The organism is Variovorax sp. 10N412 (genome assembly GCF_056394985.1).
Map to the genome: position 1 here is coordinate 1 of NZ_JBFTIO010000045.1, position 1,620 is coordinate 1,620.

At 66.1% G+C, this 1,620-nt stretch carries 1 protein-coding gene and 1 pseudogene; both read left to right on the forward strand.

Annotated features, from left to right (window positions below; genetic code table 11):
* Positions 1-327, forward strand: a pseudogene (locus AC1DJH_RS33050) (methyl-accepting chemotaxis protein); the annotation flags it as partial.
* A 49-nt stretch (positions 328-376) separates the two neighbouring features.
* Positions 377-1,620: methyl-accepting chemotaxis protein (locus AC1DJH_RS33055; protein WP_478188608.1), on the forward strand; the 1,244-nt coding region annotated here is incomplete at its 3' end.

Below are 1,620 nucleotides of genomic sequence, written 5' to 3' on the forward strand. Positions count from 1 at the left end.
GGCAGCGTGAAGCGCGTGACGGACATCATGGGCGAGATCACGGCGGCGAGCCAGGAACAGACCTCGGGCATCGAGCAGGTCAACCAGGCCATCAGCCAGATGGACCAGGTCACCCAACAGAACGCCGCGCTGGTCGAAGAAGCCTCGGCCGCAGCCCAGTCGCTGCAGGAACAGGCCGGCAGCCTGGTGCAGGCCGTCAGCGTCTTCACGCTCGAAAACGCCGCAGCGCACGCGCAGCCGGGCGGTTTTGTGCGTGCGTCGCCGATCTTTCCTCCTTTTGAGAACAAAGGTCTCAAGTCTGGCGGCCCGTTGCCGATAACAGGATGACGGCATTGCCGCGGTGGCCCTGTCGCCCTGTGACGGAAGGAATAGAGCTGTGAGTTTGAAAGATCTGAAAATCGGTACCCGCCTGGGCTTCGGCTTCACGGTGATGCTGCTGCTGATGGCACTCATCGCCGGCATCGGCGTGCTGCGGCTGACCCACGTGGGCAACGCCACCGACGAGATGGTGGGGCAGGCGCTGGTCAAGGAGCGGCTCGCGACCGAATGGCTCGCGAATCTCCGCTCGAACACCGTGGCCAATTTCGCCATGGTCAAGACCACCGACCCAGAGATCGCCGCCTACTTCGCCAAGACGCAGGCCGCCGGCTCTGCGCGCATCAGCCCGGCGCAGAAGAAGCTCGAATCGATGCTCAGCACGCCCGAGGAAAAGGCGCTCTATGCCAAGGTGGCGGCTTCGCGCGCCGTGGTGCTCGAGACGGTGGGCGTCCTCAACAAGCTCAAGGAAAGCGGCCAGCAGGCCGAAGCCAACACGCTGGTCGACACCAAGTTCACCGAGGCGCTGGCTGTCTACAGCGGCGCCGTGGAGGCGCTGGCCAACCACCAGCGCGAGAAGATCGACGCAACGGCCCAGGGCATCGACACCGACTTCAGGAGCGGACGCACCATGCTGCTGGTGCTGGCCGCCATTGCGCTGGTGCTGGGCGCGCTGTTCGCATGGCGCCTGACGCTGGGCATCGTGCGTCCGCTGGGCCGTGCGGTGACGGTGGCCGAGACGGTGGCCGCCGGCGACCTGAGCGCGGACATCGTGGTCGAGAGCCGCGACGAGGCGGGCCAGCTGATGCATGCGCTGCGCGAGATGAACGCCAGCCTGGCCAAGGTGGTGGGCGAAGTGCGCATGGGCACGGACACGATCGCGACCGCGTCGAACCAGATCGCCTCCGGCAACCAGGATCTCTCGTCGCGCACGGAGCAGCAGGCGAGTTCGCTGGAAGAAACAGCTGCCTCGATGGAGGAACTCACGAGCACCGTGAAGCAGAACGCCGACAACGCCCGCCAGGCGAATCAGCTGGCCGTGTCGGCCTCCGAGGTCGCAGTGCGCGGCGGCAACGTGGTCGGGCAGGTGGTCGGCACCATGGGCTCGATCAATGCGTCGTCCAAGAAGATCGTGGACATCATCGGCGTGATCGATGGCATCGCGTTCCAGACCAACATCCTGGCGCTGAATGCCGCAGTGGAGGCGGCGCGTGCCGGCGAGCAAGGCCGCGGCTTCGCCGTCGTGGCATCCGAGGTTCGCAGCCTGGCGCAGCGCTCGGCCGCAGCAGCCAAGGAAATCAAGAC